This is a genomic window from Planctomycetia bacterium (assembly GCA_016795155.1).
Taxonomy (GTDB): domain Bacteria; phylum Planctomycetota; class Planctomycetia; order Gemmatales; family HRBIN36; genus JAEUIE01.
Genome location: JAEUIE010000029.1, coordinates 1 through 12,363, shown reverse-complemented (window position 1 = coordinate 12,363; position 12,363 = coordinate 1). Strand labels below are relative to the sequence as shown.

Sequence of the window (12,363 nt, the reverse complement as noted above, 5' to 3'; positions counted from 1 at the left end):
TCATGTTAGAGAAGGTAACCTGATTGATGGCCAGTTCGCAAGGATAAACCATGAGCACACCTTTCACCATTCGTTGTCGCGAAAACGGGCCAATTGTTATCCCGCTCGACCAGGGTATTACGCTGACCATCACAGATCACCTTGGACAACCATACGTATTGCCTGAAGGCAAGCCATCCATTGCGTTGTGTCGATGTGGTGCCAGCCAGCGCAAGCCGTTTTGTGACGGAGCACATAAAACCTGTGGCTTCGCTGCAACGGAAACTGCGGCACCACCACCTGTCACCACGTAATTCGCTGTTAATCGAGGCAGATTCTTCTTGCACCACCGCTTTTTACACCCTACGCTGCAAAGGTAGAGTTATTTGAGGAGCAGAACATGACATTCAAGCAAATGATCGTCACCAGTTGTGCAGCAGCACTGCTACAGATACCTTGTTTTGCCCAGGATGCCCAATCTGGCCCATTGCCTCGATGGGGAAGCGCAAACAAGCCTGAGCCAGGTCTGATCGATCCTGTTGCCAGGATCAAGAAAGACGTTGCTGACCTGAAAGCTCGGGTACGACAACTGGAAGAAAACCATACCTCCTACTCAGCAAGCACCAAGAACCAACTTGTCACTCTGGAAGAATCGCTCAATGCTTTGCAGGCCCAATGTGATAAGTGGACAACTGACGGCAGCAAATCACCTGTAGTGCAGACTTCCGCCATCGTTCCTGTCGCCAAAGTACCAGTCGATGATTCGGTACAGCGCAGGCTGGATGAAATTGCCAGCATGCTGAGGGATTTGAATCAGTTGCCCAGCCAGGTACAGACCACCACTCGTGAAGTGACTGATCTTAAAAAGAAGTACGATACACTTCAGATTGAACTCATTCAGGCACAGAATGATATTGGCAAATTGCAGCAGGATCTGGCACGGCACAATGCTGCAAGCAGCGATTCCACCCGCCGATCACTCGCTCTTCCTTTGCCACCAGATTCCGCCAACACCAACACAGTTACGCCCCGCCCTGCTCTGGGCACGGTCAAGTTGGTCAACACTTACCCAGCTACGCTGAATGTTATTGTGGATGGCCAATACTACACGCTGCGTTCCAATGAATCGCTGAGTCTGAATAAAAACCCAGGCTACTTTACTTATGAAGTGCCCGGCATTCAGCCTAACACTCTGCGAACATTGAATGCTGCGGAAACTTTGACTATTCAGATTTATCCTCGTTAACCACATAAGTACCATTTGAAAGCCCTCACGCTCTTCAGATTGTGAGGGCTTTTCTTTTTTATCTACGACCATATCCCAACATTATGGCTGCTTTGAATATTCTGCTGACCAATGACGATGGGATCTTTGCGCCGGGGCTACGTGCATTTCTGGAAGAACTGAAGAAACTTGGTAACGTTACCGTGGTAGCCCCGGCAACCGAACAGAGTGCTGTCGGGCACTCCATTACGCTGATGCAACCACTTCTGGTGCAGGAAGTGTTTGATGAACACCACCATCGCATAGGCTGGGGTGTTGAAGGGCGGCCGGCAGATTGCGTCAAGCTGGCCATCACCCAACTGCTGCCTCAGCGACCTGACTTGGTTATCAGTGGCATCAATGCCGGTTCCAATGCCGGCATCAACGTGCTTTACTCGGGTACTGTAGCTGCAGCCATTGAAGGTGCGTTTTTTGGCATCACCAGCATTGCTGTTTCGCTGGAATATCGCCGACCGCCTCGTTTGAACTTTCCGAAAGCTGCGGTGCTTGGCCGACAGATGGTCGAGCAGATTCTGCAGCAGAAGCCTCGACAGGGACAACTATTTAACGTCAACATCCCGGCTCTTGATGATGGGCCACCAGTTGGCGTGCGAGTCGCACCGCAAGGCACAGCACCCTACGACGAAAAATATGATAGGCGAACCGATCCCCGGGGAAGAACCTATTTCTGGATTGCGTCTGATGTTACCTGTCCCCCTGATGGAGGTGAGAGTGATGTTCGCGATTTAGCCAACAGGTATATCACCGTGACACCTCTGCATTTCGACCTGACTGATCCTCATCGGCTCAGCGAAATGTCCAACTGGCAATGGCAGACGCCTGTATTGGATAAGTAACCCTCATTACATCACCACTTGGCTGATTGCATCTACTGCCTGATCAATTTCTGCTTCGGTTGTGAAGCGACCAACGGACAATCGTACTGCACCCTGCGCTCTCTCGGAATCAATGCCCATTGCTGCCAATACTGGCGATATGCTGACTTGACCTTCATGACAGGCAGACCCCGTTGATGCAGCAATGGAAGGACACGCGGTGAGCAGTTCGCTGCCAAACCACCCTTTCACACTGATATTGAGCGTATTAGGCAATCGTTCGTTTGCGTGCCCATTCAATTGAACTATATCCTCCAGACGTTCTTTCAAACCATTCCACAGCCGATCTCGCAACTGTTGCAGATGTTGTGTTGCGCTGGGCAAAGACTGGCGTGCTATTTCCGCTGCCTGCCCCAAACCAACGATATATGGAACATTTTCCGTGCCGGCCCGTCGGCCTGCCTCTTGCCCTGCACCGTGTATTACCGATTCCAGTTGAATGCCCTTACGGACAAACAAAGCACCCACACCCTTGGGCGCATAGAGTTTATGCCCGGCAATTGTCATTAGATCTATGTCGAACTCTCTGACATTAATCGAAACCTTGCCCAGAGATTGTGCAGCATCCACATGAATCAGTGCACCTGCCTGGTGAGCCATACAGGCGATTTCCCTGACATGCTGCAAGGTTCCTACTTCATTGTTGCTGTGCATGATGGAGACAAGCAGTGTTAGTCGCTGGAGTGCTGATCGCAATTTATCCAGATTCAGAATTCCGAATTGATCGACTGGTATTACTTCGATGTGACAGCCGAATTTAGCAAGCCATTGACATGGCTTGATCGTTGCAGGATGTTCGATCGCAGAGTGGATGACCTGCAGTTGACTGGATCGGCGAGGAGAGAGTTCCAATAATCGAGGCCAGATACTGCCTTTGATAGCGAGGTTGCTGGCTTCGGTGCCACTGCCGGTGAAAACGATTTCCGACGGATCAGAACCGATTAAGTTTGCCAACTGCTGCCTGGCTAATTCAACAGCCTGGTGTACCACCTTGCCATATACATGCACGCTGGAAGGATTTCCAAAATGATTCTGCAGCCAAGGTAACATGGCAGACTTCACGGCAGGATCGATGGGCGTCGTAGCATTGTAGTCAAGGTAGATGGGCCGCTGCGGTGACATCATTGAGGCCTGGTAAAGATAATGTCATCTACCTTATTGTGCAGTGTTAATTCTTCAAATGTCAGTTCCATGGCTTTGTTGCCATCGGTGTAAATCACCCAGCGCTGGGGAAACTGGATGCCCTGCATAACAGCGTAGCGTGTGAAAATAGTTTCTTGATCTCGATCAATCAACAGATTTGGATCGAACACTCTGGTTTTGGCTATCATGGGTAAGCCTGTATCTTTATCAAAGTAAAGCGTTAAATCCTGCTGGTCTTTGCACTTAACGGTAAAGCCCTGGGTCATCACGCCCTCTTTTCGTTCTTCCTGCAAGGGTTCCAGGGTGTAGGCTACATCTCGTAACGGAACAAGTGTCATGAGATTATTGAAGTAGAGTTGTTCCCTGACTGCACGAACCGCTGCCGGATCCATTTCCTTGACTTTGCCACTGATGGATACCCAGCCTTTTTCCTTGCCAAGAACCTGAACAAATTTGGTGCCGTCTTCATAAGTCGATTCGTCGCGTATGCTGTGAGGTAACGCGGATATAGTGATGAAATCAAAGCTCGACACCACATTGGAAGGAGTCGATTTTCCTTTTCCTTTGTAGGTAACCTGCAGCAGTTTTTTGAGCAAAGCTTCACCGCCACGAGCAGTAATGGCTCGTTCCAATACTTCTTTCGGTTTGGAAAGTGGAGCTGTAGGCTTGCGGAATGTGGGTGCTGGCCCAGTCACAGGAACGGTACTTCGGGGCGGGTTGGGCATGCAACCTGCGAGGACAACGAGCAATATCCAGAACAGGTTGAATCGCTGTATCATCAAATGAACCTTAAAACCGACATGGTTGTCGCATTTTCCAGATACTCCTGCAAGATCAACTCCCAGGCAGTTGTACTCTTAAACCGAAGGCACTGCAATGCACATATGCATCAGCGTGTTGAACTGATAGAATATGCATAATCGCAGTACAGCAGTGAGGGCAAATCATGCAGGGACCCATGTTGTGGTCCATACCGTTTACACGTATCGCAGGGATCATGGTTCGGATCCACCTGCTGTTTATCATTTTCATTGTGGCGGAAGTGGGACAGGTTTCCAAGCTGGGTGGTTCATTTGCCCTGGAAATGTTTATCCTGCTGATCATGCTGTTTGCTATCGTATTGATGCATGAGTTGGGACATTGTTTTGCGGCTCGTTCCGTGGGTGGATCAGCAGACGAGATTCTGCTCTGGCCGCTGGGCGGTCTGGCTTATGTGCATCATCCACACAATGCCTGGGCGAGTTTCATTACGACGGCTGGCGGGCCTGCTGTCAACCTGATCTTTTTCCTGATCGCTGGCCCAATTCTGATCGTTTTGGGCTATTGGCCACCGATCTCGCCTTTGTGGAGTCCGTGGGGGGCGCTCAACAGCATTCAAGGGCAGGGAGAAGCCATCCTGCAACTCCCCTGGTATACCGTCTGGCTGGCCCGTTTCTTCTATCTCAACTGGTTCCTGTTCTGGTTCAATGTGCTCTGCGTCGGCTTCCCGCTGGATGGTGGCCGATTGCTACAGGCTGCGCTCTGGCCCCGCTATGGCTACACGACTGCTACTCGCATTGCCTGTTATGCCGGGTTCACAATCGCAGTACTGCTCGGTTTATGGGCCATCATTTTTCTGGGCAAAGAAGATTACAGCAACATCATTACCACTTTCATGATGTCGTTCTTTATCTTCACCACTTGTCAGCAGGAACTACAGCGGCTGGAAGCCGGTGGAGGCGATGATAACCCGTTCGGCTACGATTTCTCTCAGGGGTATACGAGCCTGGAACGCAGCATTCGATCACGTGACAAGAAACCATCCATGCTGCAGCGCTGGCTTGCCGAGCGAGCGGAGAAAAAGAAACTCCGTGAAGAAGAAGAACGCATTGCCGACGAACAACGCATCGATGAGTTGCTTGCCAAGATGCACGAGCAAGGCGGCATCCAGGCGCTATCCCCTGAAGAACAGCGATTCATGAAACGGGTTTCTGCCAAGCTCAGGCAACGTCGAAACAGCAAGTAGCCTTTCACATAACCACACAGCACCATTTTCCATGCTTATAGAACCTCGTACCCTGGCTGGCTTCCGCGATTACCTCCCAGCCTTGATGATTCCTCGCGAACGCTTTATGGAAACGGCCCGGCAGGTGTACCGATCCTACGGTTTTGTGCCTATCGACACGCCTGCCCTGGAGTACACCGAAATCCTGCTCGGCAAAGGTGGCGAGGAAACCGATAAGCAACTATATCGCTTTAAAGATAACGGTGATCGCGATGTTGGCTTACGCTTTGACCTCACTGTGCCCCTGGCCCGATTCGCCGCTCAGCACATCGGCACACTGGGAACCCCGTTCAAACGCTATCACCTGGCTCCGGTATGGCGTGGTGAACGACAACAAAGAGGTCGTTACCGTGAGTTTGTTCAATGCGACTTCGACACCATCGGCACCACCAGCAACGCTGCTGATATTGAAGTTGCCCTGGTGATACACGATCTTCTGGCTGCTTTGGGTTTCAGTCGGTTCCGCATCCATATCAACAATCGCATGATCCTGAACGGTTTGCTGGAAGAACTGCAACTGGCTGACCGCACTGCCCCCCTGCTTCGTTCGCTGGATAAACTCGCCAAGATCGGTCGTGATGAAGTAGCTACAGAGATGCAGGCCAAGGCAGGTGTAGCCAAACAACAAGCAGAACGCATACTCGCGCTGGTAGAACTGCAGGGAGAAAATACTTCGATTCTCGACCAGATGCAGTCGCAGTTTGGGAGCAATGCCCGATGTACAGAAGGCATCAAGCGACTCCGTGAACTGGTACAGGTTGCCAGTGATGCTGGCATTCCATCAGAAAGGATTCAGATTGACTTGGGCATTGCCCGAGGGCTCGATTATTACACAGGCACGGTTTACGAAACGCTGCTCACCGATTTGCCAGGCATCGGCAGCGTCTGTTCCGGAGGTCGGTACGACAATCTGGCCAGCCTATACACGAAACAGGTACTTCCCGGCGTAGGTGCCTCGCTGGGGCTGGATCGCCTGCTGGCTGCCATGGAAGAATTGAAACTGCTCCCTGCTACTTCCACTGCTGCACCGGTTCTGCTGGTGCAGTTTTCTGCTGATCACCTGGGTAAGTATCAGGCGATGGCGAGGAAACTGCGACAGGCAGGCATCGGAGTGGAAGTCTACCCGGAAGCAAAAAAGATGGGCAATCAACTCAGTTATGCCGAGAAAAAAGGTTTTAAGCTGGCACTGATTGCCGGGCCGGATGAACTGGCCAAGGGCATCTGGCAAGTAAAAGACCTTGCCCAGCGCAGTAGCATGGAAGTGCCTGCCGACCAACTCGTTGAGACTATTCAGAGGAAACTGGTTGACTGATCGATAACGCTGCCACGCAGTTATTCCTTTGACTCCATTGAAAAACAGAGCACATAATGTTCTGTTCTTCATGTATTGAGTCGTTCCATGCTCTGCAAACTTCGCTTATTCGCCTTTATCTGTGTAACGTTATTCTTCTGTTACTCAAGTGATTGCCTGGCGCAAGAAGAATACCCTGAGAATGATTCGGTTCCCGGTCAGTTGCCTGCTGCTGTACATCACAAGCGAGCAATGGTGGCAGCAGCTCATCCACTGGCAGCAAAAATTGGCACTGATATTCTGCGTGCTGGTGGCAATGCCATCGATGCAACGGTTGCCGTGCAGATGGCACTCACCGTAGTGGAGCCACAATCCTCAGGCATTGGCGGAGGCTGTTTCATTGTTTACTACGATTCCAATAAAAAGCAGACCTTTTGTTTCGATGGCCGGGAGGAAACGCCAGCAGCGGCCCGGCGGGAACAGTTTCTGACACGCGATGGCAAGGTAGTGAAAGATGCCTTGACCGGTTGCCGGGCTGCTGGCGTTCCAGGCACGGTGGCGGGTATGTACCTGGCTCATCAGAAATTTGGCAAGCTTAAGTGGAAGCAGTTGCTCCAACCTGCCATCGAACTGGCCGAGGGTGGCATTGGTGTCACTCCTCGCCTGCGCGATGCTATTCTAGCCAATCGGTCCCGTTTTCTCCGCATACCTTCCAGCAAGAAGCAGTTTCTTCTGGGCGACGAAGGGCATGTTTCAGAGATTGGCACCGTCTTGCGGTTGCCTGACCTGGCCAAGACCCTGCAGCGCATTGCAGATCATGGGCCACGTGGTTTCTATGAAGGTGAAACAGCTGCGCTAATCGTGAAGGCAACTGAGAAATGTGTCATTGCGCCCGGAGCCATCAGCCTGGAAGATTTGAAGAATTACCGGGCTATCGAGCGTGATCCTATCAGTTTTTTCTATCGAGGGTATCATCTCTTCGGCATGCCACCGCCCTCTTCGGGCACGATTACGCTCGGCATCATTCTGCATTGCCTGGAAGCAATGGAACCGGAGCAGCGCAATCTGAACAGCGCTAATGGCATTGATGCCTGGGCACGAGCGGAATCCATCGGCTTTGCTGACCGCAATGCCTACCTGGGCGATCAGGATTGGACACGTGATTATCAGATGAAATATCTGCTGGCTCCCTCCAGGCTGGGGCAACGACGTGCAGCATTTCTACAGTTGAAATCAAGACAGAAGGCCAAGCCGGGTGAACTATTTAATCTGCAACCCTCGACAGGTGCATCCGGGCAGACTGAAGGCGAGCATACTACTCATTTCAGCATAGTCGATGCAGATCGCAACATCGTCAGTTGCACAACCACCATTGAGCATGGCATGGGCTGCGGTGTGGTCGTGGAAGGGGCAGGTTTTCTGCTGAATAACGAACTCACCGATTTTGACCTCGACTTGGCTGAAGGGGCTAATGCACTCGATCCAAGCCGACGAACTGTGGGTGGCCGTCCTGCAGGCAAACGGCCACGCAGCAGCATGACACCCCTTATTATTTTCAAAGACAACCAGCCGGTGATGGCTGTTGGTTCACCGGGTGGTTCGCGTATCATCGGCATTGTGGGTCATGTTGTTCTCAACGTGCTGGATCACGGGATGGATATGCAGGAAGCAATTAATGCTTCCCGATCATCCTGTCGAAACACTACCCTGCAACTCGATGGCATGTTCAGGAATCGAGCGGAGCTGGTGAAGCAACTGGAATCGCGTGGATGGGAGATCGCACCACTCAGTCTCGGCAACACCGTTTGGGGCGGAGCGCAAGGCATTCGGCTGTTGTCAGATGGAACCCTGGAGGGTGGAGCTGATCCACGGCGTGAAGGGTCGGTGAGAGGTTATTAGTGCCGTGGGTCACGATTGTATCGTGACATCATCGAGTGATGTCAGAACAATTCATCCCCCTCTGACATGTTACAAACGTGTCCCACGGGGAATATTCTTTACTTCTTCAGCCCCAGGTGTTTCACCAGGAACGCCCACTGGTCTGCCGTTTCTTCAATGACCTTGGCAGTAGGTTTACCTGCACCGTGGCCGGCACGGGTTTCGATGCGAGCCAGCACCGGGTTGGAACCGCTGTGACAATGCTGCATCATCGCGGTAAACTTGAAGCTGTGGCCTGGCACCACGCGGTCGTCGGTATCAGCTGTCGTCACCAGCGTTGGCGGATAGCTGACGCCGGGTTTGAAATTGTGATAGGGTGAATACTTCAGCAACGCCTTGAACTCTTCAGGGTTATCAGATGAGCCGTAGTCATCGGTCCAGAAGCGACCTGCGGTGAACTTCTGGAAGCGGAGCATGTCCATCACGCCAACTGCGGGAAGACAGGCGCCGAAGAGTTCAGGCCGCTGAGTCATGCAGGCGCCGACGAGCAAACCACCATTGGAACCACCCTGAATACCCAGTTTCTTGGGGTTGGTGTACTTGTTGGCCACCAACCATTCAGCAGCTGCGATAAAATCGTCGAAGACATTCTGCTTTTTCAACTTGGTACCAGCAGCGTGCCATTCTTCGCCATATTCGCCGCCGCCACGCAGACAGGCCATCGCAAATACACCGCCCATTTCCATCCAGTTCAATCGCGAAACGGAAAAGCCGGGCACCATAGGTATGTTGAATCCGCCATAGCCATAGAGTAATGTCGGGTTGTTGCTATCGAGTTTCACACCCTTTTTATGGGCAATGAACATAGGAATCTTGGTGCCATCCTTGCTCGGGTAAAACACCTGCTTGACTTCATAGTCATCAGGATTGAACTTCACGTCAGGCTTGCGGAACAGTTTGCTTTCACCCGTAATGAGGTCGTAGTGATACACGGTTGGTGGCGTAGTGAAACTGGTGTAGGTGTAAAACGTATCAAGATCCTGTTTGCGTCCACCAAAGCCACCTGCTGTTCCAACACCTGGCAATTGCACTTCACGCACTAGCTTACCAGCAGTGGTAAAAATCTTGATCTGCGACTGGGCATTTTTCAGGTAGTTGGCAATGAGGAAGTTACCCGTGTTGCCTACACTCTGCAGCGTTTCAGCCACTTCGGGGATGATCACCTTCCAGTTTTTCTGATCAGGATTGCGAATATCAATGGCAACCACGCGACCACGGGTAGCACCATTGTTGGTCTTGAAGAAGAATACTGGACCATCGTTATCGACGAAGCTGTACTCATTCTCGAAGTTGCCCACCAGTTCCTTGAAGGTCCCGTAAGGCTCTTCCAGGTCTTTGTAAACCACTTTATGCAGTGCCGACGTACCGATACGGATATTGATGACCAGGTATTTGCCATCCTCGCTGACCTGAGCGCCGAAACCCCACTTGGGCTGATCGGGGCGTTCGTACACCAGTACATCATCGCTTTGTGGCGTACCTACCCGGTGGTAATAGACTTTTTGATTGAGCGTCAGTGACTGGAATTTCTGGTCGGCGGCAGGTTCAGGGAACCTGCTGTAAAAGAATCCCTTGCCATCCTTAGTCCAACTGATGCCGGAGTATTTCATCCACTTGATCTCATCATCGAGCACTTTCCTGTCAGCCAGGCGCATGACCTTCCAGGTAGACCAGTCGGAACCAGCATCGGCAATGCCGTAAGCGAGATATTTGCCATCTTCCGAAAGTGCCATGCCGGCCATGGCAATGGTGCCATCCTTGGACCAGGTGTTGGGATCGATCAGAAGTTCGGGTTTGCTGTCGAGCGTATCCTGTACATAGAACACGTTCTGGTTCTGTAGGCCATCGTTGCGTGAGAAATAGTATCTTCCAGCCACCTTAAAAGGTGCACTGACTTTTTCGTAATTCCACAGTTCAGTCAGACGCTTCTTGATATTTTCGCGTTCGGGCAAGGTGGCCAGGTAATCGAAAGTCACCTTGTTCTGAGCTTCCACCCAGGCCTTCACCTCGGCATCGACACGGACGTCATTTTCCAGCCAGCGATAGGGATCGGGCACCTTGGTGCCATGGTAATCATCCACGTGTTCGATCCGCTTGGTAGCAGGGTACTTGATGCCATCCTGGGCAGAAATGGAAACAGCTAAGGCAGTTATCAGCATGGGTATGATCACGAGACGGAACCACAACATGGTGGCAGACTCCGGGATTAACAGTGTGGATATCTTTTTATTGTAGAAAAAGTCAATCGCTTCAGTCTTTGAGACTGGCGATGTTTCATCGACTTCTCATGGAATCAACTACACCACGATAAACTTTGAACAGTTGATTCCAGACGAGCAAGAATCTCCGGCATCCAGGCAAGATGTTCCGGCTTCATCAGGCAACTGCGCAGGCAGGTGACGTTATCCTGATCCCAGTGTTTGATCGCACCCGCAGGTTCCACCATGTTTCTAGGAAAACTTGCCAGTGCGAGATAGACATCGTGTTTTTCAGCAGCATCGAAGAATTCACGTGCCCGGCTGTTGGCTTCGCTGGCGGAATCACTGCGCACCGTCCAAACAACGATATCGAGCTCCGGATGGAGCAGTGGCACGAAACACTTCGATTTTCGCAACCAGGCTTCAAGCTGCAATGCAGCCTGACGACACTGATCGAGCGATTGAGCGAATGCACCGTTTCGTTCCAAAGGCAACAGTTGCACGGTGGCCCACAAGGCAACCGCTGACGCACCAGGCCGGGAACATTCGAGCGATATTTCACCCAGATGCATTTCATCAGATGTGAAATACGTGTAGGGTGAATCGTGACGGTAGTAACGCCCCACGGCGGGATCACGAAACAGGATGCAGCCACAGCCGTAAGGCTGCAAGCCATGCTTGTGGGGATCGATCACGAGGGAATCGACCTGCGACAACGCATCGAAGGCGGCGCGAGCCGGTGCATCCAGCTTGCTGCATAACGTGTAATATCCACCATAGGCGGCATCCACATGAATGCGGAAACCATACTTGCTCTGCAACTGCAGAATGGCAGGCAGCGGATCGACCGCACCCGCTGCGGTTGTGCCCAGGGTGACCACCACGGTGCCAATGTCGCCCTGTTTCAATTGCTGTTGGAGACTCGTTAAGCACATCCTGCCTTGTGCATCGGCAGCCACTTTGCGAAAGGGAATGCCTAAGACTGCTGAGATGCGTGAATGCGTGTAATGAGCCTGTTCGGAAGCCACCACTGATTTGCCGGAATGCGTTTCACGACTGACCCAAAGCGCTTCGAGATTGGCAAAGGTACCTCCGCTGGTGAGATGGCCCAGGTGCGTGTTCCAGCCGAACATGCGGGCGATTTCCGCGACTGCTTCCTTCTCCATGCGGGAACTGGCCCGGCCGCCATCGAGTGCATGGTTGTTGGGGTTGAGCACCATGGCGAGCGAATAGGCCCACCTGGCGAGCGGATGTGGCGGCTTCAGCATCTGGCCTATATACAGCGGATGATGGTACGGATAGTTTTCGTGCAGCTTTTGTGCTGTTTCCTCCAGAATGCTCTGGAGCCTGGGTATGTCGAGATTTGAATCAATCTCTGGCAACGGAAACCCGGCCAGCAGGGTTTGCACGGCTTGAGGAAGCAGTGACTGATCTTTTTCAGAAAGCGAATGTTGGTGCATCTAATTTATCTTAGAGCATCTAACAAAAAGAACATTAGAGGAAATAGCCGCAGATGACGATGCACCCGAGTAGCATGAACGCTTCGTGGATGTCATCGCGTCGTTCATAGCGAACCCGTAAGCGTCGAAATTGATGTAGCCAACTGATGG

11 protein-coding genes are annotated in these 12,363 nt (G+C 51.9%); 6 read left to right on the top strand and 5 right to left on the bottom strand.

The features are described from left to right. Positions 1-50 precede the first annotated feature (50 nt). The 3 genes from JNJ77_11265 (at position 51) to surE (ending at position 2,100) form a co-directional block, all read left to right on the top strand. Complete coding sequence (locus JNJ77_11265) at positions 51-293, top strand: CDGSH iron-sulfur domain-containing protein (protein ID MBL8823159.1); 243 nt, start codon at positions 51-53, stop codon at positions 291-293. 86 nt (positions 294-379) lie between these two features. Further along, the gene (locus JNJ77_11260; GenBank protein ID MBL8823158.1) at positions 380-1,225 is read left to right on the top strand and encodes a hypothetical protein; all 846 of its coding nucleotides are present in this window, start codon (positions 380-382) and stop codon (positions 1,223-1,225) included. A 92-nt stretch (positions 1,226-1,317) separates the two neighbouring features. Further along, positions 1,318-2,100: a 5'/3'-nucleotidase SurE gene (gene surE / locus JNJ77_11255; protein MBL8823157.1), complete on the top strand. Its 783-nt coding sequence runs from the start codon at positions 1,318-1,320 to the stop codon at positions 2,098-2,100. 6 nt (positions 2,101-2,106) lie between these two features. Here the strand turns inward: surE and JNJ77_11250 are convergent, their stop codons facing one another. Beyond that, on the bottom strand, positions 2,107-3,264 hold the full coding sequence (locus tag JNJ77_11250) for a cysteine desulfurase (GenBank protein ID MBL8823156.1): 1,158 nt from the start codon (positions 3,262-3,264) through the stop codon (positions 2,107-2,109). After that, positions 3,261-4,061: a hypothetical protein gene (locus JNJ77_11245; GenBank protein MBL8823155.1), complete on the bottom strand. Its 801-nt coding sequence runs from the start codon at positions 4,059-4,061 to the stop codon at positions 3,261-3,263. The genes JNJ77_11250 and JNJ77_11245 overlap by 4 nt, the downstream gene beginning before the upstream one ends. A gap of 179 nt (positions 4,062-4,240) precedes the next feature. On the opposite strand from JNJ77_11245, the gene JNJ77_11240 reads away from it, so the two are divergent. From JNJ77_11240 to ggt, 3 genes are all read left to right on the top strand, one after another. Beyond that, positions 4,241-5,287, top strand: coding sequence for a hypothetical protein (locus JNJ77_11240; protein ID MBL8823154.1), 1,047 nt, complete (start codon positions 4,241-4,243; stop codon positions 5,285-5,287). A 31-nt stretch (positions 5,288-5,318) separates the two neighbouring features. Further along, positions 5,319-6,638, top strand: a complete 1,320-nt coding sequence (hisS, locus tag JNJ77_11235) for a histidine--tRNA ligase (protein MBL8823153.1) — start codon at positions 5,319-5,321, stop codon at positions 6,636-6,638. A gap of 87 nt (positions 6,639-6,725) precedes the next feature. After that, entirely contained in the window at positions 6,726-8,516 is a 1,791-nt protein-coding gene (gene ggt, locus JNJ77_11230) for a gamma-glutamyltransferase (GenBank protein ID MBL8823152.1), read from the top strand. A 98-nt stretch (positions 8,517-8,614) separates the two neighbouring features. On the opposite strand, the gene JNJ77_11225 is transcribed toward ggt, so the two are convergent. The 3 genes from JNJ77_11225 to JNJ77_11215 form a co-directional block, all read right to left on the bottom strand. Continuing rightward, positions 8,615-10,744: a S9 family peptidase gene (locus tag JNJ77_11225; GenBank protein MBL8823151.1), complete on the bottom strand. Its 2,130-nt coding sequence runs from the start codon at positions 10,742-10,744 to the stop codon at positions 8,615-8,617. A gap of 104 nt (positions 10,745-10,848) precedes the next feature. After that, positions 10,849-12,213: an aspartate aminotransferase family protein gene (locus JNJ77_11220; protein ID MBL8823150.1), complete on the bottom strand. Its 1,365-nt coding sequence runs from the start codon at positions 12,211-12,213 to the stop codon at positions 10,849-10,851. A 34-nt stretch (positions 12,214-12,247) separates the two neighbouring features. Further along, a partial coding sequence (locus tag JNJ77_11215) for an IS5/IS1182 family transposase (GenBank protein ID MBL8823149.1) occupies positions 12,248-12,363 on the bottom strand: 116 nt, incomplete at its 5' end.

What these genes read in the sequence shown, in the direction of transcription:
- JNJ77_11265 (MBL8823159.1), top strand. Translation starts at nt 51, where the DNA reads ATGAGCACACCTTTCACCATTCGTTGTCGCGAAAACGGGCCAATTGTT.
- JNJ77_11245 (MBL8823155.1), bottom strand. Translation starts at nt 4,061, where the DNA reads ATGATACAGCGATTCAACCTGTTCTGGATATTGCTCGTTGTCCTCGCA.
- ggt (MBL8823152.1), top strand. Translation starts at nt 6,726, where the DNA reads ATGCTCTGCAAACTTCGCTTATTCGCCTTTATCTGTGTAACGTTATTC.
- JNJ77_11225 (MBL8823151.1), bottom strand. Translation starts at nt 10,744, where the DNA reads ATGTTGTGGTTCCGTCTCGTGATCATACCCATGCTGATAACTGCCTTA.
- JNJ77_11240 (MBL8823154.1), top strand. Translation starts at nt 4,241, where the DNA reads ATGTTGTGGTCCATACCGTTTACACGTATCGCAGGGATCATGGTTCGG.
- hisS (MBL8823153.1), top strand. Translation starts at nt 5,319, where the DNA reads ATGCTTATAGAACCTCGTACCCTGGCTGGCTTCCGCGATTACCTCCCA.
- JNJ77_11220 (MBL8823150.1), bottom strand. Translation starts at nt 12,213, where the DNA reads ATGCACCAACATTCGCTTTCTGAAAAAGATCAGTCACTGCTTCCTCAA.
- JNJ77_11260 (MBL8823158.1), top strand. Translation starts at nt 380, where the DNA reads ATGACATTCAAGCAAATGATCGTCACCAGTTGTGCAGCAGCACTGCTA.
- JNJ77_11250 (MBL8823156.1), bottom strand. Translation starts at nt 3,264, where the DNA reads ATGATGTCACCGCAGCGGCCCATCTACCTTGACTACAATGCTACGACG.